The sequence below is a fragment of the Kitasatospora sp. NPDC057692 genome, from assembly GCF_042799475.1.
In the GTDB taxonomy this organism is placed as follows: Bacteria; Actinomycetota; Actinomycetes; order Streptomycetales; family Streptomycetaceae; genus Kitasatospora.
In genome coordinates this window covers 91836-116386 of record NZ_JBHVIV010000012.1, presented here as the reverse complement: position 1 = coordinate 116386, position 24551 = coordinate 91836, and the positions used below count along the sequence as shown (strand labels likewise).

22 protein-coding genes are annotated in these 24551 nt (G+C 73.1%); 4 read left to right on the top strand and 18 right to left on the bottom strand.

Annotated features, from left to right (window positions below; genetic code table 11):
• Positions 1–5: 5 nt before the first annotated feature.
• From ACFVFS_RS10455 to ACFVFS_RS10435, 5 genes are all read right to left on the bottom strand, one after another.
• Entirely contained in the window at positions 6–1361 is a 1356-nt protein-coding gene (locus ACFVFS_RS10455; protein WP_380622309.1) for an NADH-quinone oxidoreductase subunit D, read from the bottom strand.
• Positions 1361–2074, bottom strand: coding sequence for an NADH-quinone oxidoreductase subunit C (locus ACFVFS_RS10450; RefSeq protein ID WP_380622307.1), 714 nt, complete (start codon positions 2072–2074; stop codon positions 1361–1363). The genes ACFVFS_RS10455 and ACFVFS_RS10450 overlap by 1 nt, the downstream gene beginning before the upstream one ends.
• Complete coding sequence (locus ACFVFS_RS10445; protein WP_030300882.1) at positions 2071–2625, bottom strand: NADH-quinone oxidoreductase subunit B family protein; 555 nt, start codon at positions 2623–2625, stop codon at positions 2071–2073. The genes ACFVFS_RS10450 and ACFVFS_RS10445 overlap by 4 nt, the downstream gene beginning before the upstream one ends.
• Before the next feature lie 60 nt (positions 2626–2685).
• Positions 2686–3045 (bottom strand): NADH-quinone oxidoreductase subunit A, encoded by a 360-nt coding sequence (locus tag ACFVFS_RS10440; protein WP_014137597.1) that lies wholly within the window; start codon positions 3043–3045, stop codon positions 2686–2688.
• A 493-nt stretch (positions 3046–3538) separates the two neighbouring features.
• The gene (locus ACFVFS_RS10435; RefSeq protein WP_380622305.1) at positions 3539–4471 is read right to left on the bottom strand and encodes a DMT family transporter; all 933 of its coding nucleotides are present in this window, start codon (positions 4469–4471) and stop codon (positions 3539–3541) included.
• 242 nt (positions 4472–4713) lie between these two features.
• Between ACFVFS_RS10435 and ACFVFS_RS10430 the strand changes: the two genes are divergently transcribed.
• Both ACFVFS_RS10430 and ACFVFS_RS10425 read left to right on the top strand, forming a co-directional pair.
• Positions 4714–5376, top strand: coding sequence for a peptidylprolyl isomerase (locus tag ACFVFS_RS10430; protein ID WP_380622303.1), 663 nt, complete (start codon positions 4714–4716; stop codon positions 5374–5376).
• Positions 5377–5470: 94 nt separating this feature from the next.
• Positions 5471–5803, top strand: a complete 333-nt coding sequence (locus ACFVFS_RS10425; protein ID WP_380622301.1) for a MazG-like family protein — start codon at positions 5471–5473, stop codon at positions 5801–5803.
• A 15-nt stretch (positions 5804–5818) separates the two neighbouring features.
• Here the strand turns inward: ACFVFS_RS10425 and ACFVFS_RS10420 are convergent, their stop codons facing one another.
• The 7 genes from ACFVFS_RS10420 to ACFVFS_RS10390 form a co-directional block, all read right to left on the bottom strand.
• On the bottom strand, positions 5819–7123 hold the full coding sequence (locus tag ACFVFS_RS10420; RefSeq protein WP_380622299.1) for a geranylgeranyl reductase family protein: 1305 nt from the start codon (positions 7121–7123) through the stop codon (positions 5819–5821).
• 138 nt (positions 7124–7261) lie between these two features.
• Positions 7262–7954, bottom strand: a complete 693-nt coding sequence (locus ACFVFS_RS10415) for a demethylmenaquinone methyltransferase (protein ID WP_380622297.1) — start codon at positions 7952–7954, stop codon at positions 7262–7264.
• A 113-nt stretch (positions 7955–8067) separates the two neighbouring features.
• On the bottom strand, positions 8068–8655 hold the full coding sequence (locus ACFVFS_RS10410; protein WP_380622295.1) for a hypothetical protein: 588 nt from the start codon (positions 8653–8655) through the stop codon (positions 8068–8070).
• A 279-nt stretch (positions 8656–8934) separates the two neighbouring features.
• Positions 8935–9582: a hypothetical protein gene (locus ACFVFS_RS10405; RefSeq protein ID WP_380622293.1), complete on the bottom strand. Its 648-nt coding sequence runs from the start codon at positions 9580–9582 to the stop codon at positions 8935–8937.
• 14 nt (positions 9583–9596) lie between these two features.
• A complete protein-coding gene (gene mqnC / locus ACFVFS_RS10400; protein WP_380622291.1) occupies positions 9597–10820 on the bottom strand; it encodes a cyclic dehypoxanthinyl futalosine synthase in 1224 nt (407 codons plus the stop codon).
• A gap of 117 nt (positions 10821–10937) precedes the next feature.
• A complete protein-coding gene (locus ACFVFS_RS10395; RefSeq protein ID WP_380622289.1) occupies positions 10938–12572 on the bottom strand; it encodes a serine/threonine-protein kinase in 1635 nt (544 codons plus the stop codon).
• A 106-nt stretch (positions 12573–12678) separates the two neighbouring features.
• Positions 12679–13581, bottom strand: coding sequence for a menaquinone biosynthetic enzyme MqnA/MqnD family protein (locus ACFVFS_RS10390; RefSeq protein WP_380622287.1), 903 nt, complete (start codon positions 13579–13581; stop codon positions 12679–12681).
• 366 nt (positions 13582–13947) lie between these two features.
• Between ACFVFS_RS10390 and ACFVFS_RS10385 the strand changes: the two genes are divergently transcribed.
• Positions 13948–14151 (top strand): cold-shock protein, encoded by a 204-nt coding sequence (locus tag ACFVFS_RS10385; RefSeq protein ID WP_344337792.1) that lies wholly within the window; start codon positions 13948–13950, stop codon positions 14149–14151.
• A 214-nt stretch (positions 14152–14365) separates the two neighbouring features.
• On the opposite strand, the gene ACFVFS_RS10380 is transcribed toward ACFVFS_RS10385, so the two are convergent.
• Positions 14366–15715 carry a dicarboxylate/amino acid:cation symporter gene (locus ACFVFS_RS10380; protein ID WP_380622285.1) on the bottom strand — a complete coding sequence of 450 codons (1350 nt, stop codon included), beginning with the start codon at positions 15713–15715 and terminating at the stop codon, positions 14366–14368.
• A gap of 380 nt (positions 15716–16095) precedes the next feature.
• Between ACFVFS_RS10380 and ACFVFS_RS10375 the strand changes: the two genes are divergently transcribed.
• On the top strand, positions 16096–17322 hold the full coding sequence (locus ACFVFS_RS10375) for an MFS transporter (protein WP_380622283.1): 1227 nt from the start codon (positions 16096–16098) through the stop codon (positions 17320–17322).
• Between the two features lie 86 nt (positions 17323–17408).
• Here ACFVFS_RS10375 and ACFVFS_RS10370 read toward each other — a convergent pair whose 3' ends face one another.
• The 5 genes from ACFVFS_RS10370 to ACFVFS_RS10350 form a co-directional block, all read right to left on the bottom strand.
• A complete protein-coding gene (locus tag ACFVFS_RS10370) occupies positions 17409–20834 on the bottom strand; it encodes an SdrD B-like domain-containing protein (RefSeq protein ID WP_380622281.1) in 3426 nt (1141 codons plus the stop codon).
• 112 nt (positions 20835–20946) lie between these two features.
• Entirely contained in the window at positions 20947–22005 is a 1059-nt protein-coding gene (locus ACFVFS_RS10365) for a LacI family DNA-binding transcriptional regulator (protein ID WP_380622279.1), read from the bottom strand.
• Positions 22006–22016: 11 nt separating this feature from the next.
• Positions 22017–22394 (bottom strand): DUF4229 domain-containing protein, encoded by a 378-nt coding sequence (locus ACFVFS_RS10360; RefSeq protein WP_380622277.1) that lies wholly within the window; start codon positions 22392–22394, stop codon positions 22017–22019.
• A gap of 113 nt (positions 22395–22507) precedes the next feature.
• On the bottom strand, positions 22508–23035 hold the full coding sequence (locus ACFVFS_RS10355; RefSeq protein WP_380622275.1) for a GNAT family N-acetyltransferase: 528 nt from the start codon (positions 23033–23035) through the stop codon (positions 22508–22510).
• A 22-nt stretch (positions 23036–23057) separates the two neighbouring features.
• Complete coding sequence (locus ACFVFS_RS10350) at positions 23058–24380, bottom strand: MFS transporter (RefSeq protein ID WP_380622273.1); 1323 nt, start codon at positions 24378–24380, stop codon at positions 23058–23060.
• Positions 24381–24551: the final 171 nt, after the last annotated feature.

Below are 24551 nucleotides of genomic sequence, written 5' to 3'. Positions count from 1 at the left end.
GTCTGTCACCGGTCCACGCCTCCCATCACCGGGTCGATCCCGGCCACCGCGACGATGACGTCGGCCACCTGGCCGCCCTCGCACATCGCCGCCATCGTCTGCAGATTGGTGAACGACGGGTCCCGGAAGTGGACCCGGTACGGGCGGGTTCCGCCGTCGCTGACCACGTGCACGCCCAGCTCGCCCTTGGGCGACTCGACCGCCGCGTAGGCCTGGCCGGCCGGGACCCGGAAACCCTCGGTGACCAGCTTGAAGTGGTGGATCAGGGCCTCCATGGAGGTGCCCATGATCTTCCGGATGTGGTCGAGGGAGTTGCCCATCCCGTCCGGGCCGACCGCGAGCTGGGCCGGCCAGGCGATCTTCTTGTCGGCCACCATGACCGGGCCGGGGCGCAGCCGGTCCAGGCACTGCTCGACGATCCGCAGCGACTGCTTCATCTCCTCCAGGCGGATCAGGAAGCGGCCGTAGGAGTCGGCGCTGTCGGCGATCGCGACCTCGAAGTCGTAGTTCTCGTAGCCGCAGTACGGGTCGGTCTTGCGCAGGTCGTGCGGCAGGCCGGTGGCGCGCAGGATCGGCCCGGTGGCGCCGAGGGCGAGGCAGCCGGGCAGGTCGAGGAAGCCGACGTCGACCAGGCGGGCCTTGAACACCGGGTTGCCGGTGGCGAGTTTGTCGTACTCGTGCATCCGGGAGCGGATGGTCTTCACGGCCTCGCGGATCTGGTCGACCGCGCCGGGCGGGAGGTCCTGGGCGAGGCCGCCGGGGCGGACGTACGCGTGGTTCATCCGCAGGCCGGTGACCAGTTCGAAGACGTCCAGGATCAGCTCGCGGTCGCGGAAGCCGTAGATCATCAGGGTGGTGGAGCCGATCTCCATGCCGCCGGTGGCCAGGCAGACCAGGTGGGAGGTGATCCGGTTGAGCTCCATCATCAGCACCCGGATGACGTTGGCCCGCTCGGGGACGTCGTCGGTGATGCCGAGCAGCTTCTCGACCGCCAGGCAGTAGGCGGTCTCGTTGAACAGCGGGGTCAGGTAGTCCATGCGGGTCACGAAGGTGGTGCCCTGGACCCAGCTGCGGAACTCCATGTTCTTCTCGATGCCGGTGTGGAGGTAGCCGATGCCGCAGCGGGCCTCCGTCACCGTCTCGCCGTCGATCTCCAGGATCAGCCGCAACACCCCGTGGGTGGAGGGGTGCTGGGGGCCCATGTTGACGATGATGCGTTCGTCGTCGGCCCGGCCGACGGCCTCGACCACCTCGCCCCAGTCGCCGCCGGTGACCGTGAAGACCCGGCCCTCGGTGGTGTCCCGGGCGCCCGCCTCCGCGGTGCCGTCCCGGTGCGTCTCCTCGTAGTGCTGGGTGTTCATCAGCTGTACGACCTCCGCTGGTCGGGCGCCGGGATCTGGGCGCCCTTGTACTCGACGGGGATGCCGCCGAGCGGGTAGTCCTTGCGCTGCGGGTGGCCCAGCCAGTCGTCCGGCATCATGATCCGGGTGAGCGCCGGGTGGCCCTCGAAGACCAGGCCGAAGAAGTCGTAGGCCTCGCGCTCGTGCCAGTCGTTGGTCGGGTAGACGCCGACCACGGACGGGACGCGCGGGTCGGCGTCCGGCGCGGTGACCTCCACCCGGATCAGCCGCCCGTGGGTGATCGAGCGCAGGTGGTAGACCGCGTGCAGTTCGCGGCCCTGGTCGCCCGGGTAGTGCACGCCGCTCACGCCGAGGCAGAGCTCGAAGCGCAGCGCCGGGTCGTCGCGCAGGGTGCGGGCGGTGCGCAGCAGGTGCTCGCGGGCGATGTGGAAGGTGAGTTCGGCGCGGTCGACGACGGTCTTCTCGATCACCTCGGCCGGGTCGAGGCCCTGCTCCTCCAGGGCGCCCTCCAGCTCGTCGGCGACCTCGTCGAACCAGCCGCCGTACGGGCGCGCGCTGGCCGTCGGCAGCGCGATCGGGGCGACCAGCCCGCCGAAGCCGGAGGTGTCGCCGCTGCCCTGGGCGCCGAACATGCCCTGCCGGCGGCCGACCACCTCGACCGGGATCTCGCGGTGCGGCTGCTCGCGACGGGTCTCGGGTACCTGGTCGTTCATCGCAGCAGCCCCCGCATCTCGCTGACCGGGGTCGCCTGGAGCGCGAGCGCCTCGCCCAGCTCCTCGGCGCGGCGCTTGTTCACGCCGAGCGGCTCGTGCTGGATCTTGTCGTGCAGCTTCAGGATCGCGTCCATCAGCATCTCCGGGCGGGGCGGGCAGCCGGGCAGGTAGATGTCCACCGGGACGATGTGGTCGACGCCCTGCACGATGGCGTAGTTGTTGAACATCCCGCCCGAGGAGGCGCAGACGCCCATCGAGATGACCCACTTCGGATTGGCCATCTGGTCGTAGACCTGGCGCAGCACCGGCGCCATCTTCTGGCTCACCCGGCCCGCCACGATCATCAGGTCGGCCTGCCGGGGCGAGCCCCGGAACACCTCCATGCCGAACCGCGCCAGGTCGTAGCGGCCCGCACCGGTGGTCATCATCTCGATCGCGCAGCAGGCCAGCCCGAAGGTGGCCGGGAAGAGCGACGCCTTGCGCACCCAGCCGGCGGCCGTCTCCACGGTCGTGAGCAGAAAGCCGCTCGGCAGCTTCTCCTCGATTCCCATCAGATCCCTCTCAATGCCCTCAAGTCCGTTGGCTTGTCCGCACGTTCACAAAGTCAGCGGTCAGTCCCACTCCAGACCGCCGCGGCGCCAGACGTAGGCGTAGGCGACGAAGACGGTGGCGATGAACAGGAGCATCTCGACCAGCCCGAAGATCCCCAGGGCGTCGAAGCTCACGGCCCACGGGTAGAGGAAGACGATCTCGATGTCGAAGACGATGAAGAGCATCGCCGTCAGGTAGTACTTGATCGGGAACCGACCGCCGCCCACGGGCTGCGGGGTCGGCTCGATGCCGCACTCGTACGCCTCCAACTTGGCCCGGTTGTAGCGCTTGGGGCCGGTCAGTGAGGCCATCACGACGGAGCCGACCGCGAACGCCGCCGCGATGGCACCGAGTACGAGGATCGGCGCGTAGGCATTCATAGCCCCCGCTCCCTCCGTCCAGTCGTCCTTGACTGCAGATCGGAACCGACGGGTCACACTGCGGTGAACCCGGCACTCCAGTTCCCGAGATCCACCTCATGTGAGGCAGTTCACAAAGCCTGGAACGAGCGCATCCTATGCCCGTCGGCTTGTGATCTGCGACACGCAGTTCAGGACGATCTTTGTGATCTACGCCACCTCGCGAATCATCGCGAAGGTGAGCATGGCGAGATTTGTCGACGCAAAGAAGTCAAATGGTCACAAGCAGTCGCATTTATCTGCGAAGCGGCTGGTCAGCGCCGCGCACCTATATCAACTATGCCTCTTCGAGAGCAAATTTTTTGGCGTCACGTTGACGTGTTATAGGGGCTCACTCGCAGGGGTGGCGGCTCCGCGAACGTCCGCTTGACCCTTCATTCACAAGCGCGCGAGCGGTGCTCGGCGGGAAGCCCGCCGCACCCGGGGAGGCGCCGGTAGGCGCACCGCCCCGCCGTCACGTCGACACCGGCTCCCGCTCCACCCGGGCCCGCTCCTCCGGCCGGGGCGCGGCGGCGGTCCGCCGGCCCCACTCGGTGCCGATCAGCACGAGGGCGCCGCCCAGCAGGGCGAGCGGCCCGAGGTGGTTGCCCGCCAGGGTGATGCCGAACACCGCGGCCCAGAGCGGTTCGGTGCCCAGCAGCAGGCTGACCCGGGAGGGCGAGGTGGTGCGCACGGCCCACATCTGCACGAAGAACGCGAACAGTGTGCAGAGCAGCGCCAGGTGCAGCAGCCAGCCCCACTGGGCCGGCCCGTAGGCGGCCGCGACCGTCCAGGGCGGCGGACCGGCGAACGGCGCGACGGCGGCGAACACCAGCGTCGCGGTCGCGAGCTGGACCCAGGTGACGGCCAGGGTGTCGCTCTCCCGGATCGACCGGGCCCGGGCGGTGGCCAGCACGTTGACCGTCCGCACCACGGCGGCGCCGAGCACCAGCAGGTCCCCCGGGGCCGGGGTCCGCAGTCCGCCGCCCCCGGTCAGCAGCGCGATGCCCACCACCGCCAGACCGGCCGCCGCGAGGAAGGCCCGCGGCAGCGGCGTCCGGGCCAACGCGCTCTCCGCCACCGGGGTGAACACGATCGTGAGGCTGATGATCAGGCCCGCGTTGGTCGCCGAGGTGTGCACCGCGCCGAACGTCTCCAGGAGGAAGATCGCACCGAGCACCAGCCCCAGCCCGGCCCCGCCCAGCCACTCGGCGCGCCGCAGCCGCCGCAGCGACCGCCGGGCGACGAGACCCAGGACGGGTAGCACCAGGCCGAAGCGCAGCACGAGCATCGCCACCACCGTCCCCGGTCCGGCCACCCGCTGCACCGCCAGGAAGCTGGACCCCCAGACCACCGCCACCAACAGCACCGGCAGATCGCGCGACAGACCGGAGGACGGAGCACGCACGGGCGGGCCTCTCGAAGGGTTCGAGGCGCGGGGCGCTTCGAAGCACACGGAGCCGGCACACGAGAGTCGCGCACGTCGTCGGACGGATCCCGGAGCGGAGCGGGGCCCGCCATCCTCGCGCACCGTGCGGCCCGCGATCAACGGTTTTCGGCCCCCTACCGGATCCCCTGCCCGCCGTGGATGATGTCGCCATGCCAACCCAGCCGTCCCCCACCCACCGGAAGGCCCGTCACGTGAGGCGCATGCACTGGGCGTTGACCGCCGCCGCCACCGTCCTCCCGCTCGTCGCGAGCACCGGCGTCGCCGTCGCGGACACCCCGTCGACCGGCGCCGCCGCGGCCGGCACCACCTGCACCTACACCCCGGCCGTCCCGGCCGACAACTTCAAGGGCATCCCGGTCTTCGACGCCCGGAAGGCGGCCAGGCCGTACAAGGCGACCCTGAAGACCTCGCAGGGCGCGATCACCTTCCAGGCGCTGACCGACAAGGCGCCCTGCACGACCTTCTCGTTCCGGTTCCTCGCCGAACGCGACTACTTCGACCGCAGCCACTGCCACCGGCTCACCACCCAGCGGATCTACGTCCTGCAGTGCGGCGACCCGACCGGGACCGGCAGCGGCGGCCCGGGCTACTCCTTCCCGGACGAGAACCTGGAGGGCGCCACCTATCCGGCCGGCACCGTCGCCATGGCCAACGCGGGGCCCAGCACCAACGGCAGCCAGTTCTTCTTCGTCTGGAAGGACACCAAGCTCTCCCCCGCCTACACCCCGTTCGGCCGGATCACCGAGGGCCTGGACGTGCTGCAGAGGATCGCCGCCGGCGGCGAGGACGACCAGAACAGCCCCGGCGACGGCTTCCCCACCCTGCCGGTGAACATCCGCAACGTGAAGATCTCCGCCCGCTGAGCCGTCCGCCGCACTCCCGTACGGTGGAGCGGGCCGTCACCGGCCGCCGACCGGCCTCCGCGAGGCCACCGACACCGTACGGGAGCAGCGCCGCATGGACAGCAGGATCTGGGAGAGCGTCGACCGGCTGGTCGCCCGGCTCGACGCGGAGAGCCCGCTCTCCCCGCAGGAGGATCGGCTCGCCCGGATCCTCAAGCTCTCCGAGGAGGTCGGCGAGGTCAGCGCCGCCGTGATCGGCGCCACCGGCCAGAACCCGCGCAAGGGCGTCACCCACAGCTGGGAGGACGTCCAGCACGAGCTGTGCGACGTGGTCTTCACCGCCCTGGTCGCCCTGCGCACGCTCACCCCGGACGCCGCCCGGGTGTTCGCCGACCGCCTCGACTTCGTCGAGCGGCGCACCGCCGCCGGCCGCGAGCCGGGCAGCTGACGGCGCGCCCGCCGGTCAGGCGTTCGGCGCGGCCTTGGCCAGGCCGTTGATGATGCGGTCCATGGCGTCGCCGCCCTGCGGGTCGGTGAGGTTGGCGAGGAGCTTGAGGACGAACCTCATCAGCATCGGGTGGGTCAGCCCGCGCTGGGTGGCGAGCTGCATGACCTTCGGGTTGCCGATGAGCTTCACGAAGGCCCGACCGAGCGTGTAGTAGCCGCCGTAGACGTCCTTGAGGATGCGCGGGTAGGCCTGGAGCGCGCGCTCCCGCCCGCCGTCGGTCACCCGCGCGAGGGCCTGGACGATCACCCCGGCGGCGATCTGGCCGGATTCCATCGCGTAGGCGATGCCCTCGCCGTTGAACGGGTTGACCATGCCGCCGGCGTCGCCGACCAGCAGCAGGCCGCGGGTGTAGTGCGGCTGCCGGTTGAAGGCCATCGGCAGCGCGGCCCCGCGGATCGGGTCGGTCATGTTCTCCGGCGTGTAGCCCCACTCCTCCGGCATGCTCGCGCACCAGGCCTTGAGCACCTCGCGCCAGTCCAGCTCGCCGAAGGCCGGCGAGGAGTTGAGGATGCCGAGGCCGACGTTGGAGGTGCCGTCGCCCATGCCGAAGACCCAGCCGTAGCCGGGCAGCAGCTTGCGCCCCCCGTCGCGGGTGTCCCACAGCTCCAGCCAGGACTCCAGGTAGTCGTCGTCGTGGCGCGGGGAGGTGAAGTAGGTGCGGTAGGCGACGCCCATCGGGCGGTCCTCCCGGCGGTGCAGGCCCATGGCGAGCGAGAGCCGGGTGGAGTTGCCGTCGGCGGCCACCACCAGCGGGGCGCGGAAGGTCACCGACCGCTTCTCCTCGCCGAGCTTGGCGGTGACCCCGACGATCCGGCCGGTCCGCTCGTCCAGCACCGGGCCGCTGACGTTGCAGCGCTCGTAGAGCCGGGCCCCGGCCTTCTCGGCCTGACGGGCGAGCAGCTCGTCGAAGTCGGCGCGCTTGCGGACCAGGCCGTAGTCGGGGAAGGACGACAGCTCGGGCCAGTCCAGCTCCAGCCGGACCCCGCCGCCGATGATCCGCAGCCCCTTGTTGTGCAGCCAGCCGTTCTCGGTGGACACGTCGATGCCCATGTCCACCAGCTGCTTGGTGGCCCGCGGGGTGAGGCCGTCGCCGCAGACCTTCTCCCGGGGGAAGCTGGTCTTCTCCAGCAGCAGCACGTCCAGGCCCGCCTGCGCGAGGTGGTACGCGGTGGTGGACCCGGCCGGGCCGGCGCCGACCACGATGACGTCCGCGGTGCTCTCCACAACGCCTGCGCTCAGGTCAACGGCGGTCTCGGACACGGTGGGCACACTCCTGCTGGGGGTCGGCCGGCCGGCGGGGGCCGGCCCGGCTGGGGCTTGGACGAGTCTATGAGCTGCGGACGCACGGCAGCCCGGCACGGCGGCGCGACCGGCGGGGGAACCGGTCGCACCGGCCGGTCAGACCTTGTAGGCCCGGTGCAGGGCGACGATCCCGCCGGTCAGGTTGCGCCAGGCCACCTTGGACCAGCCGGCCTCCTGCAGCCGGGCGGCCAGCGCGGGCTGGTCCGGCCATTCGCGGATCGACTCGGCGAGGTAGACGTACGCGTCCGGGTTGCTGCTGACCGCGGTGGCGACCGGCGGAAGTGCGCGCATCAGGTACTCGGTGTAGACCGTCCGGAACGGCGTCCAGGTCGGCGTGGAGAACTCGCAGATGACCAGCTTGCCGCCGGGCTTGGTGACCCGCTGCAGCTCGCTCAGCGCCGCGCCGGTGTCATGGACGTTGCGCAGCGCGAAGGAGATCGTCACCGAGTCGAAGGTGTCGTCGGCGAACGGCAGCCTGGTGGCGTCCCCGGCGGTCAGCGGCAGCTCGGGGTGGCGGCGCTTGCCCTCGGCCAGCATGCCGACCGAGAAGTCGCACGGGACGACCCGCGCCCCGGCCTCCGCGAAGGGCAGCGAGGAGGTGCCGGTCCCGGCCCCGAGGTCGAGCACGACGTCCCCCGGCCCGGCGTCCACCGCCTCGGCCACCGCGCGACGCCAGGCGCGGGCCTGGCCGAGCGAGAGTACGTCGTTGGTGCGGTCGTACTTGGCCGCGACGTCGTCGAACATGGCGGCGACTTCGTGCGGCTGCTTGTCCAGAGAGGCTCGGGTCACGCCCCCCATTGTTCACCCTGGCTCCGACGATCCGGGCAAGGGGGCGCCTTCCGGGCACCCCCGGAACACCGCCGGGGCGCGCCCGGGCCGCCTCCGGGACGTCCGGGGCCGCCTCAGTGCAGGCCGCGCCGCCCGCCCGCACGGCGTCGGCGGCGCGAGCGCTTGCCCTGCGTTATCGCCGGCATCCCGTCGGCCAGCACCTCGGTCGCCAGGGCGACGGTGCTGGCGAACCGGTTCTGCCCGCTCCGGACGGCCACCTCCCGCCGGTGCCGCCGGATCCGCAGCATGCAGAAGGCGAACAGCAGCACCGCCACCGGCACGCTGAACCGGGCCAGCCCGACGCCCACCGGCTGCGGGTAGGTGTCGCCGCAGATCCGCACCGCCTTCGGCTCGTCGGCGGCGTGCTCCAGGCAGACGGTGTCCCCGAGCCTGGTGCCGTCGGCCAGCGGCAGCGCGGTGGCGGTGTGGTGCTGGCCGCCCGCCTGGTAGCCGACGGTGCTGTAGGAGCCGCCGCCGTTCGGCAGCTGGGTCACCACGCCGTCGACCCGCACCGGGTGGGCGCCGATCCGGTCGGCCTGCTCGGCCTGACGCCACCCCAGCAGGCACATCCCGACGGCCAGTACGGCGCTGAGCACGGCGGTGAGGTACCAGCCACGGCCCAACCGCGGGGAGCTCTGCGGGGGGACGGTCGCGGATCGCATGGTTCCTGTCCTGGCTTGCGTTCGGGCCCTGGGACGGGGCCCCGCCGCCCGCGGGCACGGGCGGGTGTGTGATGAGGGTGCGGACTGAGCTGAGCCGGATGCTATCCGCTGGCGGGCCCTCAGGTCACGACGAAGGGACAATCAGGCCAGGAGGACGAAGGCGCAGTTCAGTGGCGCACGAAGCAAGTCCCGCGTCCCGCAGGGGAGTACGGGGCGCTCGGCCCGAAACGCGGGGCTACCGGCGAGTAGGATCGGACCGGGCGCGATCCGGGACCGCGCTCAGCGCCGCCGGAACACCAGCCGCCCGGCCAGCACCGTGGCACGGCACCCCCCGGCGCGCGGTTCACCCGGCGCACCGGGCACGGGCGCGAACACCGCGAAGTCCGCCCGGCCCCCGACGGCGACCCGGCCGTGCACGGCCCCGGCGAGCGGCAGCACCGCCAGCGGGTCCAGCGGCCCGGACCCCGCGCCCGGCAGAACCCCCGACGGCGCACCCGGCAGCACGGCCAGCCCCGACCGGGCCACCGCCGTCCGCACCGAGGCCCGCTCGAACGGCCCGGCCACCGCCGTCACGCCGGCCCCGAGCATCCGCTGCAGCCCGCGCCGGGCGCTCGCCCCGCAGCGCGTCTCGTCCCGCTCCCCCGCCAGCCCCTCCGGCACCGGCTCGTCCCCGACCCCTTCCCGCGGGTCCGGGTGGTACGCCCGCTCCAGCAGCCGGTGCCCGTACGGGTTGCGCAGCCCGGGCGTGAGCAGCGCGTCGCCCCAGTCCCGGACCCGGGCCCGCGGGTGCGCCGCCGCCAGCCCGGCGTACGGGCCGACCGCCTCCACCAGCTCGCCGCGCACGAGCACCGCCCCGTCGCGGTGGGACGGGGCGGTGGGATCGGCCGGGTCGGGCAGCACGAGGGCGGCCCGGTGCAGGGTCAGCACGGCGGGACGGGACCTCAGCGGTTGTCGAGGATCTTCAGCTCGGGGTGCGCGGTGCCGCCCTCGATCGCGGTGGAGGCGATGTGCGAGGCGACCCGCGGGTCGACCGGGTCGTTGGCCGGGTCGTCCAGCACCCGCAGGTGCTCGTAGGTGGTCGAGCGCTGCGCGGGGACGCGGTCCGCGGCCCGGATCAGGTGGATCAGCTCGGTGAGGTTGGACCGGTGCTTGGCGCCGGCCGCCGAGACCACGTTCTCCTCCAGCATGACCGAGCCGAGGTCGTCCGCGCCGTAGTGCAGCGACAGCTGGCCGGCCTCCTTGCCGGTGGTCAGCCAGGAGCCCTGGATGTGGGCGACGTTGTCGAGGAACAGGCGGGCGATGGCGATCATCCGCAGGTACTCGAAGACGGTCGCTTGGGTCGACCCCTTCAGGTGGTTGTTCTGCGGCTGGTAGGTGTACGGGATGAAGGCGCGGAAGCCGCCGGTGCGGTCCTGCACGTCGCGGATCATCCGCAGGTGCTCGATCCGCTCGGCGTTGGTCTCGCCGGTGCCCATCAGCATGGTGGAGGTGGACTCCACGCCGAGGCCGTGCGCGGCCTCCATGATCTCCAGCCAGCGCTCGCCGGACTCCTTGAGCGGCGCGATCGCCTTGCGCGGGCGCTCCGGCAGCAGTTCGGCGCCGGCACCGGCGAAGGAGTCCAGGCCCGCCCGGTGGATCCGGGTGATCGCCTCCTCGATCGGGACGCCCGAGATCCGCGCCATGTGGTCGACCTCGGAGGCGCCCAGCGAGTGGATCACCAGCTGCGGGAACTCCGCCTTGATCGCCGAGAAGGCGCGCTCGTAGTACTCGACGCCGTAGTCCGGGTGGTGGCCGCCCTGGAACATGATCTGGGTGCCGCCCAGCTCGACGGTCTCGGCGCAGCGGCGCAGGATCTCGTCGAGCTCGCGGGACCAGCCCTTGTCGCTCTTCGGCGGCACGTAGAAGGCGCAGAACTTGCACGCCGTCACACAGACGTTGGTGTAGTTGATGTTGCGCTCGATGATGTACGTCGCGATGTGCTCGGTACCCGCGTAGCGGCGGCGGCGCGCCGCGTCGGCCGCCGAGCCGAGCGCGTGCAGCGGGGCGGAGCGGTAGAGCTCCAGCGCCTCCTCCGGGCTGATCCGGCCACCGCCGGCCGCCCGGTCGAGCACGGCCTGCAGGTCGGTGCTGGGCGCATCGAGGGTGGTCGCTGCGAGCTCGGACACCTGGCGGCCTTCTCTCTCTCGGTACTTCACGTGCTTCTGGTGCGACGAGTGCGGCTCCGTGCCGGGGCACCGGGGCGCATCCGGTTCAGCCTACGCCAGCCCTCTCCGGCCCCCGCGTCAGCCCGCCCGCCGCAGCGTCCCCGACGGGTTCCCGGCGCTGGGGTCGGCGGAGGTGAAGCGGATCGTGCCGTCCTTCTGCAGCGCCAGGGTCTCGGCGTAGGAGCCGCCGGTGCACGCGCCGGGCAGCGAGGAGCGGACCAGCCGGGAGCTGAGGACCAGTTTCTCCGTCTCGGCCGAGGTGAGCGTCCAGCTGCCCTCGCAGGTGATCGAGAGCAGGCCGGTCAGCTCGTTGCGGCTGGTCACGGCGTCCTTCCCGACCGCCGCACGGCCGATGACCAGCGTGGTGGTGCCCGCGGGCACGCCCTTCTGCGTGGTCATCTCCCCGCTCCAGGTGCCGAGGAACGACTCCGGTACGGCGTTCGGCCCGGCCGGCGCGGCCGCGCTCGTCGTCGGAGCGGGCGTCGTCGGAGCGGACGCCGTCGGCGAGGACGACTGCGAAGCCGTGCCTGCGCCCGAGACCGAGGCCGAGGCCGACGGCAGCGGCAGCGCCTGCGAGGGCGCCCCCGTCCCCGCGGCGGTGGGCCCGGACCCCGGCTCGGCCCTCCCCCACACCCGGTACGCCCCGTACCCTCCGCCCGCGAGTGCCAGCAGCAGCGCCCCGGCCGCCAGCCCCGCCGCACCGCGCCGCCGCCGGGAGGCGCTCCCGCTCCCGCCCGGCACGTGGGTCGGCGTCCGCTCCCCCTCCGCCCCGCCGCCCGGTACAGGCCCGCCGCCGAACCCGGCCTCCGCCTCCAGGTCCAGCAGCTCCACCGCGCTGCGCCCGACGGCCGCCGCCAGCTCCGGCGGCAGCCAGCCGCCCTGCCCCAGCCGCCCGACGGCCGCGCCGTCCGGGTCCAGCCGCTCCCTCAGCTGCCGGGGCGTCGGCCGGGCCGCCGGGTCCTTGGCCAGGCAGTCGAGCACGATCGCGCGCAGCGGTCCGCCGTCCAACCCGGTGAGGTCCGGCTCCTCGTGCACCACCCGGTACAGCAGGACGGCCGCGCTCACCCCCTCCCCGAACGGGTGCACCCCGGTGGCCGCGAACGCGAGCACCGCGCCGAGCGAGAAGACGTCGCCGGGCGGCCCGGACGGCCGCCCGTTGGCCTGTTCCGGCGACATGAAGCCGGGCGAGCCCACCACGAACCCCGACCGGGTGAGCCCGGTGGCCGCGTCGAGGGCCCGGGCGATGCCGAAGTCGATCAGCCGGGGCCCGTCCAGGGTGAGCAGCACGTTGGACGGCTTGACGTCACGGTGCACCAGCCCGAGCCCGTGCACGTGTTCCAGCGCCTCCGCCAGGCCCGCGCCGAGGGTGCGCACGGCCGGCCCGGGCAGCGGCCCGTACTGCCGGACGGCGCCGCCCAGCGCGGGCCCGGCGACGTAGCCGGTGGCCACCCAGGGGTGCTCGCCCTCGGTGTCGGCGTCCAGGACGGGCGGCGTCCAGACGCCGCCGACCCGGCGGGCGGCGGCCACCTCCTGCCGGAACCGGGCGCGGAACTCCGCGTCCTCGGCGAGTTCGCCGCGCACCACCTTGACCGCCACCGTGCGGCCGCCCGCCGTGCGGCCGAGGTAGACCCGCCCCATTCCGCCCGCGCCGAGCCGCCGCAGCAGCCGGTAGGCGCCCACCCGGCGCGGGTCGTCCGATCCCAGTGCCTGCATCCCGCGCACGCTCCCGTCACCCGCCCGGCCCCGCCGCCGGGGCCGTGTCGCGTGCAGACGCTATCGGGCGGCGGCACCGCGCGGTGCCATCGGCGGGCGGGAGGGCTCAGGCCACCGGCTCGGGCGCCGGCTCCAGCAGCCGGACGGCCACGTCGGGGGCGAAGCCGCTGTCGTGGGCGACCCGCCGGGCGAACTCGGCGACGCCGGCCAGCTGCCGCTCGCCGAGCGAGAAGTCCAGCGCCTCGCTGAAGTACCGTTCCAGCACGCCCGCGTCGAAGGCCTCCCAGCGGGCCGCCTGCTCGGCCACCTCGCGGGCCTCGACCAGCGAGAGGTCCCGGGACTCCAGGAAGGCCCGGTGGACGGCCGCGGTCAGCTCCGGGCTCCGCTCGGCGAAGTCGCGGCGGGCGGCCCAGACGGCGAAGACGAACGGCAGCCCGGTCCACTCCTTCCACATCGCGCCCAGGTCGTGCACGGTCAGGCCCTGGCCGGCCGCCTGCCCCAGGTAGGCGCGCAGCGCCGGGTCGCCGATCAGTACGGCGGCGTCGGCGTCCGCGAGCATCGCGTCCAGGTCCGGCGGGCAGCTGAAGTACTCCGGCCGCACGCCTTCGCGCTCCTCCAGCAGCAGCCGGGCGAGCCGGACGGAGGTACGGCTGGTGGAGCCGAGCGCGACCCGCCGGCCGTCCAGCTCGGACAGCGGCAGCTTGCTGACGATCACGCAGGACATCACCGGGCCGTCGCTGCCCACGGCGATGTCCGGGAGCACCAGCAGCTCGTCCGCGTGCCGCAGGTACTCCACACAGGTGATCGGACCGATGTCGAGGGAGCCGCCGACCAGCTGATCGCTCAGCTTCTCCGGAGTGTCCTTGGTGAGGTCCAGATCGAGCAGGTTGCCGGTCCTGGCCAGCCCCCAGTAGAGGGGCACGCAGTTGAGGAACTGAATATGCCCGACCCGGGGCCGGACCGGGGTGTTCTCCTGGGGCTCCCGCGTTTCCGCATCCGGTACTGCCACTGCGCCGCTCCCTTGCTCTTCGTGCGCCTCCCCGCAGCGTATGCCCGCCGCCCCGCGAGCCCCGCACCGCCCTTCCGGGACACCCCGTCGAGCCCCGCACCGAGCGTCACAACGGCCTTACGACACGCGCCGTCCAGCCCGCAAGTCACCCCTGGTCGTCACAGCAACCGCATGCTAGCGTTGCCCTCAGTTGCAGTTTGATTCCCCTTGCAGTACTTGAAGCCTGCGGAGCATGTAACCGCAGGCTTTTTGTAGTTTTTCAGCAATATCGAAAAACTCCGGACCCGTCCGGAGGCAGGGCGATCAGCGCAGCGGACCGGGTGCCACACGGTGTGGCCCCGACACGTCCCTCGCAAGGAGAACGGCATGGCTCAGGGAACCGTCAAGTGGTTCAACGCTGAGAAGGGCTTCGGCTTCATCGCCCAGGATGGCGGCGGCCCCGACGTCTTCGTCCACTACTCCGCCATCAACGCGAGCGGTTTCCGCTCGCTGGAGGAGAACCAGGCGGTCAGCTTCGACGTCACCCAGGGCCCGAAGGGCCCGCAGGCGGAGAACGTCACCCTTATCTGACCATCCTCAAGATGATCTGATCGCTCGGGACCCCGCCGGGTCCACCGGCGGCCTCCGGCCGTCACCGTGAGCACAAGAGCTGCAGTACCCAAGGGGGCCCGCCGTCCGGTGGGCCCCCTGCCTTGTGCGACGCCGTCCGCCTTGTGCGACGCCGAAGGGCCCTCCTCCCGTCCCGGGGAGGAGGGCCCTTCGCGGTACCCGTTCGAAAGGGGCGTCAGGCCGTCGCGGGGGCCTGGTTCGGACCCTTGCCCTGGGCCGGGATCACGGCCGGGGCCTCGTCGTAGAGGTCACCGGTGGGGTTGTTGTAGGCGACCAGGTCGAGGGTCTTCTCCCGGGCCGAGACCAGGATCGGCACCAGGGCCTGGCCGGCGACGTTGGTCGCGGTGCGCATCATGTCGAGGATCGGGTCGATGGCCAGCAGCAGGCCGACGCCCTCCAGCGGCAGACCCAGGGTGGAGAGGGTCAGCGTCAGCATGACGATCGCACCGGTGAGGCCGGCGGTGGCCGCCGAGCCGATCACCGAGACGAAGGCGATCAGCAGGTAGTCCTTGATGCCGAGGTCGATGCCGTACACCTGGGCGACGAAGATCGCGGCCAGCGACGGGTAGATCGCGGCGCAGCCGTCCATCTTGGTGGTGGCGCCGAACGGGACGGCGAACGAGGCGTACTCGCTCGGGACGCCGAGGCGCTCGGTGACCCGGCGGGTGACCGGCAGGGTGCCGACCGAGGAGCGGGAGACGAAGGCCAGCTGGATGGCGGGCCAGGCGCCCTTGAAGAAGTTGACCGGGTTGAGGCCGGCGGCGAACTTCAGCAGCAGCGAGTAGACGACGAACATCACCAGCGCGCAACCGACGTAGATGTCGACGGTCAGCGTCGCGAAGGGCTCCAGCAGGTCCCAGCCGTACTTGGCGACCGACTTGCCGATGAGGCCGAGGGTGCCGAGCGGCGAGAGCCGGATGACCCACCAGAGGGCGGTCTGGACCAGTTCCAGCACCGACTCGCTGAGCTTGAGGATCGGATCGGCCTTCGCGCCGAGCTTGATCACGGCGGCGCCGGCCACGATCGCCAGGAAGACGATCTGCAGGACCTCGACCTCGGTGAACGCGGTGACGATGTTGGTCGGGAAGATCCCGGTCAGGAAGTCGATCCAGCTGCCGGTGGACTTCGGCGCCTTCAGGCCCTCGGTCTTGAGGTCGGTGCCCGAGCCCGGGTTGGTCAGCAGGCCGAGGCCGAGGCCGATGGCCACCGCGATCAGCGAGGTGATCGCGAACCAGAGCAGGGTGCGGACGGCCAGCCGGGCCGCGTTGGTGACGTTCCGCAGGTTCGCCACGCTCACCAGGATCGCGGTGAACACCAGCGGCGGGACGGCGAGCTTGAGCAGCTGGACGAAGATCCGGCCGATCGTCTCCAGGGTGGTGGCCAGCCAGGAGATGTCGGCCGCGCGGGCCAGGTAGCCGAGGCCGACGCCGAGCACGAGGCCGGCGACGATCTGGACCCAGAAGGGGGTCTTGCGGATTCTGGCGAGCACGGACGGCGACGAAGTCGCCTCGGGCGCTGTGGACATGACGGTGCGGCTCCGGGGGAGGCGTTGCTGATGACGAGGCGAGGGGGGAGGGCGGCGGCACGGCGCGCGGGCCGGACGGGAAGGGAACCGGCCCCGGTCAGGGGCGTGCCGCCTGAATACAGCTCATGGCGCGACAACGGCGCGGGCTGTCCACAGCACCGGCCAGACGACACGCGCGGGCGGCACCGGGCAGCGGGCCCGGGCCGAGCGGCGAACGTGCGTCTGAGGTGGTCACGGCCGACACATTAGCAGTAAAGCTTTGAGATGTTCAAAGTAGTTGTTTGAGTTCCGGACACGGACCGATTGACCGACCGATAGTTATACGTATAACTTGGTCGCACCCCCGTCCGTCACCCTGCCCAGACCGGAGAATCCCGCCCATGGGCTACCTCGCCCTGCTCCGCGCCCCTCACGTCGGCCGCCTCCTCTTCGGCACCCTGCTCGGCCGCCTCCCGGCCGGCATGACCGCCCTGGTGATCGCCCTGGCGCTGCGCGAGGTCCACGCCCCGTTCAGCCGGATCGGCCTGGCCACCGCCGCGTACGCGATCGCGGCGGCCGTCGGCGGACCGGTGCTCGGCCGGATCGTCGACCGCACCGGGCAGCCCCGCGTGCTGCTGGTCTCCGCGGTGGTCGCCGGCGGCGGGTACGCCCTGCTGGCACTGGCCCCCGGCTCGGCGATCGCCGCCCCGCTCGGCGCCGCGGTCGCCGGACTCGCGATGCCCCCGCTCGAACCCTGCCTGCGCTCGCTCTGGCCGGAGGTCGTCGAGGAGGAGCAGCTCGACACCGCCTACGCCTTCGACTCCGCCTCCCAGCAGATCCTCTACGTCGCCGGCCCGCTCGCGGTGGCCGGCATCGCGGGCGCGGTGAGCGCGGTCGCCGCGCTCTGGGTGGCGGCCGCACTCGGCCTCGCCGGGGCGCTCGTCGTCGCCACCGCCGCGCCGGCCCGGGCCTGGCAGGCCCCGCCGCGCGCGCACTCGTCCGGCCTGCTCGGCCCGCTCCGCTCCCCCGGCCTGGTCCTGCTGCTGATCGGCCTGGCCGGCGCCGGCTGGGCGGTCGGCGCGCAGAACGTGCTGTTCATCGCCTACGCCGAGGCCCACGCCGCGGACGGCCTGCCCGGCGGCGCGGGCACCCTGCTGGCGCTGGCGGCGCTCGGCGGACTGCTCGGCGCACTCGCCTACGGCGCGGTGCCGTGGCGCAGTTCGACGGCCACCCGTACCTGGCTGATGGCGCTCGGCATGGCCGTCAGCTACCTGCCGCTGGTGCTGCTCCCCGGGCCGGCCGCGATGGCCGGACTCGCCTTCCTGTCCGGAATCGCGCTGGCCCCGCTGCTGGCGGCGGCGTTCGTCCTGGTCGCCGAACTGGCCCCGACCGGTACCGTGACCGAGGCCTTCGCCTGGCTGGTCACCCTCTTCGCGACCGGCAACTCGCTCGGCTACGCCGTCTCGGGCCACCTCGCGGAGGGCTCGCTGCGCCCGGTGGCGCTGTGCGCGGCGGGCGGGATCGGCCTGGGCGGGCTGCTGCTGTTCGGCGCCCGCCGCTGGTTCCACCCGGTCGCCGCCCCGGCCGGGGCGCAGCCGCCGGCGGCCGAACCGGTGCCGGTGGGCTGACGCCCGCCGCATCCCCCTGGACGTGGCTGCGCCCGTCGGACCGGGTGGTCTGGCCGACGGGCGCAGTCACTCTTTCATCCCTTCACTCAGCTGTGGCGGCCGCGGCCTCCCCAGGCGATCAGGGCGAGCAGCAGACCGGCTCCGAGCGTCGCGGCGCCGACGACGCCGATCAGCGTGCCCGGTCCGGCACCGGTCCCCGGCAGCTCACCGCCGTGGCTCGGCGTGTGGGTCGGCCCGGGGTGGTACGTCGACGGGTGGTGCGTCGGCGTGTGCGGGTGACTCGGCGTCACGGTCGGTGTCGGCGTCGCCGTCTGAGTGGGCGTCGGCGTCACCGTGGGCGACGGGGTCGGGGTCGGCGACGGGGTCGGCGTCACTGTCGGCGTCACCGTGGGCGACGGGGACGGCGAGGGCGAAGGGCTCCCCGTCGGGGACGGCGAGAGAGACGGGGACGGGGAAGGCGACGGCGACGGCGACGGCGACGGCGACGGCGACGGCGACGGGCTCACCGTCGGCAGCACCAGCCCCATGTCCAGCCCCAGGTCCTCCACCCCGCCGGCGAGCGTGACCGTCTGCGTCACACCGGTCGCCGGATCCGCGTCCGAGTCCAGCGACCGGTCCGGCCCGGCCGCCCGTACGGTCACGGTGGCGCCCTCGGGCAGCGTGGTGAGGTCGAACCGCACCGCGTACACCCCGTCCGGCAGCCGCTCGAACCGGTAGTGTCCGCTCGCGTCGGTCACCGTCGTGACCGGGTTGCCGTCCTTGTCCCGGACCACCCGGCCCTCGCCGTCCAGCAGTTCGACCCGGACGCCGGGCACCCCGGGCTCGCCGGGCTGCTGGACGCCGTCCTTGTTCAGGTCGTTCCAGACGAAGTCCCCGAGCACGTTGGCCGGCGGAACGGCCTGCTCGATGCCCACGCCGACCTTGGCCGGCTCGGCGGGCAGCAGCGGGTTTCCGGCGGCGTCGGTCGCGGTGTAGCTGAAGCTGTTCCAGGCGAACTCGTCCGGACCGGCGTCGAACGAGGCGACCATCGGCCAGGTGAGCGTGAACGACTCCCCGGGGGCGAGCGTGCCGGGGCGGTGCACCCGGAACCAGGTCGCGGTGCCCGGGCCGGGGAACGTCGTGCTCCACTGCGCCGCGGCGTCGCACGGGCCGGGCACGGCGAACCCGCCGGGCAGGCAGGGATCGGGCGAGGTGGTGTACTCGATCACCACGGTCGGGTCGCTGGAGGTCAGCGGCTCGACCAGCGAGGGCGTCCAGGCCGAGTTGCGCGGGACGTCCGGCCGCAGCACGTAGGAGTCTCCCGGGGTGGGCAGCTTGTCGTACGCGAGGAACTCGGTGACCGGGTCGGCGGAGTCGTTGCGGACGGTCATCCGGTAGGAGATCCCGCCGCCGGGGCGGGTGGTGCCGGTGGTGGCGTAGTCGGGGTCGAGGTCGCCCCTGACCTCCTTGTAGGACCGCAGCACGGCCGGGACCTGCACCTCGACCGGCGAGGAGGCGCGGCACATGGTCTCGGTGGTGTCGCCGTCCTTGTCGATGTCCTGGGCGTCCGGCTCCCCGCTGTCGCTGCCGAAGTAGAAGCAGGACACCGGGGGTCCGGCGCCGTCGGCGGTGACGAACACGTCGTTGGTGAGCGTGCCGGGCCGGGCGCTGCCGGCCACCTGGACGTCGATCAGGGTGCGGTAGGCCAGGTGGTCGTTCAGGTACATCATGTCGGGCGCGCCGGCCGGCCAGGTCATCTTGAGCAGTTGGCGGCCGTCGGGGCCGGGGAGCACGGTGACCGACTCCGGGGCCATCGAGTCGGGGTAGGACGGGTCCCGGCGGGCGCTGCCGTCGACGTAGACCATGCCCGGCGGCAGCAGGTCGTAGAGGACGAGCGGCTGGTCGAGGGTGCGGCCGGTGCGGTTGTACGGGGTGACCCGGAAGGTGGCCACGCCGCCCGGGGAGAGCACCGCTCCGGAGACGGTCTCCTTGGCGGCGCCCAGGTTGGTGGCGGCGGTGACGGTGCTGTCGGCGCAGGCACTGACCGCGGCGGTGTCACCGGCGGCGCTGGTGCCGACCGCGTCGAGGCAGTTGTGCAGCGGCGCCGGCGCCGTGCGGCCGTCGTGGCCCGGGGTGACCACCTGGGCGAGCAGCTGGACGGCGTTGCCGGGGCTCCAGCCGCCGGGGATCGGGCCGCTCCAGCTGAACCGCAGGCCGTCCAGGTAGCGGCCGGCCGGGATGCCCAGCACGTCGTTGGCCGGGTCCCCCGCGCCCTCCGCGAAGGTGATCCGGCGGGTGGTCGAACCGTTCAGCGGCTGGCCGGGGGTGAAGGTCCGCCAGGTCGGGTCACCGTCGAGCCGGTACTCCAGCGCCAGGGTGATCGAGGTGGGGTTCCACGCCTCCAGCTGGATGGACTGCGGGATCAGCCAGTTGTACAGATCGGCGGTGGTACCGGCGCCGGGGTCGGTCATCACCAGGCTGGTGACCGGGTCGGCGTTGTTGGAGACCCGCATGCTCAGGGTGGTGAGGTCGCCGGAGACGGTGTTCTCCTGCCACACCTTGGAGGCGCCGATCTGCACACCGGTGACCGGCGGCTGGAAGGTCGGGGTCTCGGCGGTGGCGGTGGACAGGTCCCGCTGCGGCTCGGGGCCGAGCGGATCGCCCTGGAGCGTGACCGTGTTGGTCGACGTGGTGCCGCTGGGGAAGGTGGGGTCCGGGTAGCCGACCACCAGGACGCCGGGGATCCGGCAGCCGGCCTGGCCGTTGCCGGACACGAACGCGCCGATGTCGTAGACCCAGGTGGTGGAGCCGATCGGGTCGTTGACCCAGCCGGGCGAGCGGCCGGTGTCGACCACGGCGCCGGGCGGCAGGGTGTCGACCAGCCGGCTGCCGTCCAGGTCGACGTTGGGCACGTTGGCGGTGGAACAGGCGCTGAACTGGTAGGTGACCGAGCGGCCGTCCTGGCTGCTGGTCTGCACGCCCTTGGTGGTGGTGTAGTCGGGCTGGACCACGGCGGTGGTGGTGGCGCTGCCGGTCTGCGGAGGCTCGCCGTCGGCCGTGAGGGTGGCCGCGTTGGTGCTCCGGGTGCCGTTGGGGGTGGAGAAGTTGGGGTACCGCAGCACCACGTTGATGGTGGCGGTGGTGCCCGGGGAGAGGGTCTGCAGCTTGGCGGTGAGGGTGCCTCCCGTGGAACCCACCGGTGGGACGCTGGAGTTGGGGACGTCGACCGTGGAGGCGTCCGGGGTCCAGCCGATGAACTCCATGTCGGCCGGGAGCACGTCGGTGATCTGCCCGTTGACGCAGTCGCTCACCGAGCAGGTGTACCGCAGGGTGAAGGTGACGTTCTCGCCGGGCCCCACGCTGGGCTTGTCCACCGTCTTGGTGAAGGTGACGGCGGCCTCGGCGGGAGGGGCGGTCAGGGTGCCGGTGAGCAGGGTGCCGCCGATCAGGCCGAGCGCGGCGGCCAGGCGCGGCAGGCGGGACGGCCGGGAGGGGCGTGGGGGCCGTGGGGGTCTTGGTCGTGACGTCCGCATGCCGGAATCTCATCGTCCGCTAATCCTTCGACGGCCGCGCCGCGAGGCGATAGGACGATCTTTCACCCGGCCGGATCAGCTCGAACGGTGGAGCCGCGATCCGGACGGACGGTCAGCCGGCAACCGTCGCCGCGGTGGTGGAGGAGCGCCGCACCAGCGAGGTGGCGAGCGGCGGCACCGGTGCGACCGCCTCCCCCCTCAGCAACCCGGCGAGCGCCGCCACCCCGGCCCGGCCCAGCTCCTCGCCGGGCAGGTCGACCGTGGTCAGCGGCGGGGCGAGCAGCGCGGCCACCGGGACGTTGTCGATGCCTATCACCGAGAGGTCGGCGGGCACCCGCAGCCCGCGTTCGGCGGCGGCCTGGTAGACGCCGGAGGCGACCACGTCGTCGTCGCAGATCACCGCGTGCGGCCGGTCCGGGTGGGCGAGCAGCCGGTGGGCGACCTCGCGCGCGGCCGGCTGGCCCTCGTTCAGGCTGACGCCGAGTTCGACCACGTCCAGGCCGAGCGTCCGGGCCGTCTCCTCGAAGGCCGCCTGGCGGACCCGGAAGGTGTACGCGGCGTGGGTGGAGCGCAGTCGGCCGATCCGGCGGTGGCCGAGCGCGGCGAGGTGTTCGACGGCGGCCCGCATGCCGCCGGCCACGTCCAGCTCGATCGTCGGCCGGGCCCGGTCGGTGCCCGGGTCCGCGTCCAGGAAGACGACGGGGGTGTCGGCGGGCAGCTCGCCGAGCTGGCTGTCGTCCGGGGAGCAGATCAGCAGGCCGTCGAAGCGGCTGGTGGTGGCGGCGTCGGCGAGCGTGGCGCTCCCCCAGCCCGAGCTGACCACCACGGCCAGGCCGTGCTTGCCGGCCTCCTCGTGGACGCCCTCCAGGACCCGGCCGAAGAACGGGCCGAGGATGTTCGGCACGGCGAGCAGGATCATGCCGCTGCGGCCCAGGCGCAGCTGCCGACCGGCCGCCTGCGGGCGGTAGCCGAGGCCGCGGGCGGCCTCCCGGACCCGTTCGCGGGTGGCCTCGGAGACCCGGCGGCCGGCCTCGGAGCCGGAGAACACCAGCGAGACGGTGGCCTGCGAGACCCCGGCGAGCCGGGCGACGTCCCGGCCGGTGGGTCGGCGGACCGGGGCCGGCCAGGTCCCGGCGGCGGGCCGCTCCTCTGGGGCGGCGTTCTCCGGCACGGCGGCGCGGGTCAGTTCTGCGGGGCCGAGGCGGCGGGACCGGAGCCGCCGGCCTTGGCGGCCGCGGCGCGGGCGGCCTCGTCCGCGGCGTCCTCCTCGGCGTTCTGCGCGGCGATCTTGGAGGCGGTCCTGGTCCGGATGCCGTCCACCCTGCCGGAGATCTCGGCCGACATCGCGTCGCGCTGCCGGCTGAGCAGCACGTAGCTGAGCGGGGCCGAGGCGATCGCGGCCAGCAGGAAGAGGAAGACCACGCCCGCCTCGCCGGAGACCGGGATGACCTGGAAGTGCCCGAGGAGCAGCGCGACCAGCAGGCAGCCGAGGAAGATGGAGACCCGCATGGAGGTGTAGCGGAGCGTGGCGTGCGACTTCTTGCTCACATTGCTGCTCACCGGGGGGACACATCCTTCACTGCACTGGGGACCGGACCGGTCTCCCAGTGAAGCATGCCCGACGCGCCCGGCGGGGAACGGGTCCCGCCGGGCACCGTCCCGGCCGCGCGCGATCAGCGCAGGTCGAGCCACATGGCGACGTCGTCGCGGTCGTCGCCGGGTGTGACCCGGATGGCGCCGGGCACCCGGCCGACCTCGACGTAGCCGCTGCGGGCGTAGAAGGACTCCAGGCCGAGTCCGCCCCGCACCTGGAGCTTCAGCCCGTCCAGACCCCACCCGCGGGCGATCCGCTCGGCCTCGGCCAGCAGCGCGGCGCCGTGGCCGCGCCCCTGGAACGCGGGGTGGACCATGACCTTCGACACCAGCCGCCAGTGGTCCATCGGTCCGAACCGCATCGACTCGAAGAGCAGCAGCGCGGCGAGCCGGCCCGTCCCGGCCTCCCGGGCGATCAGCAGCCGGTCCGGTCCCGCCGGGGCCGCCCCGGCGAACTGCCGCTTCCCGGCGGCCCGGACCTCCTCCTCGGTCACCTGGTGGACGAAGCCGACGGCCCCGCCGGCGTTACTGGCGGCCGTCCACAGGCCGGCGATCTCGGTGTGCAGCGCGGGGTCGAGGTCCGGGTCGAGGGTGAAGCTCAATGTCATGGTCCTGGAGCCTAATCGCCCCTTACGACAGGACGGGGGCGGTCCGGTCCCGGCCACCCGTCCGCAGCGCCAGGCAGAGCAGCACCGCGACGGCGCAGAGCCCGCCGGCCGCGTACCAGGCGAGGTCGTAGTCGCCGAGCGCGTCCCGGGCGAACCCGGCCAGAGCGGCCACCGCGGCGGCGCCGAGCTGGTGGCAGGCCAGCGCCCAGCCGAAGACGATCGGCGCGTCCTCCCCGAAGTGCCGGCGGCAGAGCGCGACGGTCGGCGGCACGGTGGCCACCCAGTCCAGCCCGTAGAAGATGACGAACGCCAGGATCGGCGGCTCCAGCGAGCCCGCGAACAGCTGCGGCAGCACCAGCAGGGACAGCCCGCGCAGCGCGTAGTAGACGACCAGCAGCCGCCCGGCGTCGAAGCGGTCGGTGAACCAGCCGCTCGCCACGGTGCCGATCACGTCGAACACGCCGATCAGTGCGAGCAGGCTCGCCGCCGTGGTGACCGGCAGGCCGTGGTCGTGGGCGGCCGGGATGAAGTGGGTGCCGACCAGTCCGGCGGTGGTCGCGCCGCAGATCGCGAAGGAGCCGGCCAGCAGCCAGAACGCCCGGACGCGGGCGGCCTCCCGGAGCACCCGCAGCGAGCGGGCCAGCGCCCGGTCGCCGCCGACGGGGGCGGGCGGCGGCTCGCTCGCGCCGTACGGGAGCAGCCCCAGGTCGGCGGGCCGTTCGCGCATCAGCAGCAGCACCGGGACGGCCACCGCGCTGGCCGCCAGCGAGACCACCACGACCGCCCAGCGCCAGCCGTGCTCCTCGACCAGCCAGGCGCCGACCGGCAGGAAGACCAGGTTGCCCGCCGCGCCGGCGGCCGTCAGCACACCGGTGACCAGGCCCTGCCGGGCCCGGAACCAGCGCCCGGTGACGGTGGTGGCGAACGCCCCGGCCATCGAGCCGCTGCCGAGGCCGACCAGGACGCCCCAGCAGAGCACCAGTTGCCAGGGCTCGCTCATCAGCATGGTGAGGCCGGCGCCGACCGAGATCGTCAGCAGCGCGCAGACCACCACCAGCCGCACGCCGAACCGGTCCATCAGGGCGGCGGCGAACGGCGCGGTGAGGCCGTAGAGGGCGAGGTTGACCGAGCCGGCGCTGGATATCGTGCCCATCGACCAGCCGAACTCGGTGTGCAGCGCGTCCATCATCAGACTGGGCGTGGAACGGAACCCGGCCGAGCCGAGCAGCACCAGCAGGGCGACGCCGGCCACCACCCAGGCGTAGTGCACCCGGGGCGCGCGGGCGGGGGCGGGGGGCGCGGCGGCGGGGGCCGGGGGTCCGGTGGGGGTGTCGGTCTCGTTCACCCGCCGAGTCTCCCGACGGGGCGGGCGGGCGACGAGGGGCGGGGCTGCCGACTTTCGCCGGAATCGGGCCAACCGGCGACGGGAACCGGCCGACCGGGAACCCGCGCTCCGGCGGGCGGGCGGGGTGGCCGAAAAGGGCCGCACGCGGCGGGCGGATCGGATGACGGCGGG

Coding starts and splice junctions, on each gene's coding strand:
- ACFVFS_RS10455 (WP_380622309.1), bottom strand. CDS start 1,361: ATGAACACCCAGCACTACGAGGAGACGCACCGGGACGGCACCGCGGAG.
- ACFVFS_RS10450 (WP_380622307.1), bottom strand. CDS start 2,074: ATGAACGACCAGGTACCCGAGACCCGTCGCGAGCAGCCGCACCGCGAG.
- ACFVFS_RS10445 (WP_030300882.1), bottom strand. CDS start 2,625: ATGGGAATCGAGGAGAAGCTGCCGAGCGGCTTTCTGCTCACGACCGTG.
- ACFVFS_RS10440 (WP_014137597.1), bottom strand. CDS start 3,045: ATGAATGCCTACGCGCCGATCCTCGTACTCGGTGCCATCGCGGCGGCG.
- ACFVFS_RS10430 (WP_380622303.1), top strand. CDS start 4,714: ATGCACTGGGCGTTGACCGCCGCCGCCACCGTCCTCCCGCTCGTCGCG.
- ACFVFS_RS10425 (WP_380622301.1), top strand. CDS start 5,471: ATGGACAGCAGGATCTGGGAGAGCGTCGACCGGCTGGTCGCCCGGCTC.
- ACFVFS_RS10410 (WP_380622295.1), bottom strand. CDS start 8,655: ATGCGATCCGCGACCGTCCCCCCGCAGAGCTCCCCGCGGTTGGGCCGT.
- ACFVFS_RS10395 (WP_380622289.1), bottom strand. CDS start 12,572: ATGCAGGCACTGGGATCGGACGACCCGCGCCGGGTGGGCGCCTACCGG.
- ACFVFS_RS10385 (WP_344337792.1), top strand. CDS start 13,948: ATGGCTCAGGGAACCGTCAAGTGGTTCAACGCTGAGAAGGGCTTCGGC.
- ACFVFS_RS10380 (WP_380622285.1), bottom strand. CDS start 15,715: ATGTCCACAGCGCCCGAGGCGACTTCGTCGCCGTCCGTGCTCGCCAGA.
- ACFVFS_RS10375 (WP_380622283.1), top strand. CDS start 16,096: ATGGGCTACCTCGCCCTGCTCCGCGCCCCTCACGTCGGCCGCCTCCTC.
- ACFVFS_RS10370 (WP_380622281.1), bottom strand. CDS start 20,834: ATGCGGACGTCACGACCAAGACCCCCACGGCCCCCACGCCCCTCCCGG.
- ACFVFS_RS10355 (WP_380622275.1), bottom strand. CDS start 23,035: ATGACATTGAGCTTCACCCTCGACCCGGACCTCGACCCCGCGCTGCAC.